Origin of the sequence: Vibrio sp. 10N.222.46.A1 (assembly GCF_041473595.1) — a bacterium.
GTDB classification, from domain to species: Bacteria; Pseudomonadota; Gammaproteobacteria; order Enterobacterales; family Vibrionaceae; genus Vibrio; species Vibrio tasmaniensis_A.
Map to the genome: position 1 here is coordinate 1 of NZ_JBFRSN010001662.1, position 511 is coordinate 511.

The following is a 511-nucleotide window of genomic DNA, read 5'->3' on the forward strand; positions in this document are numbered from 1 at the left end:
AGCTCCATGTGAGTTGTAGATTGAGATTCAGCTTTTCATGTTCAGCTGGAATAACAATGAATGTTGTCTGGCTCGGAATGACACATAGCTCGTAATGACATGTAGTTCGTAATGAAACGTAGCTCGCAACGAATATAGCTCGTAACGAAACACAGCTCGCAACGACATTTAGGTCGCAAGTATCCAATTAGGAAGGATAAGGAGAGATCTTTTGAAAAGATTACTGGTTAGGCTAGCGTGGCTTTTGAAAAGTTTTGTTGTGGTTTTGGTGTCGCCTTTGGTGCATGCAAGCAGTGAATACAACATGACTCAAGGTGTCACTGAGATCAGCGGTAAGGTATACGAGCTTCATATGCTGATCTTCTATATCTGCTGTGCGATTGCCTTTGTTGTTTTTGGAGTGATGTTCTATTCGATTCTGAGGCACAGAAAGTCGAAGGGTGCGGTTGCTGCCCATTTTCACGAAAGCACGAAAGTAGAAATTCTTTGGACCATCATTCCTATTATTATC

At 42.1% G+C, this 511-nt stretch carries 1 protein-coding gene; it reads left to right on the plus strand.

From position 1 onward, the window contains the following. Positions 1 to 211: 211 nt before the first annotated feature. A partial coding sequence (locus AB4496_RS28720; protein ID WP_372133496.1) for a cytochrome c oxidase subunit II transmembrane domain-containing protein occupies positions 212 to 511 on the plus strand: 300 nt, incomplete at its 3' end.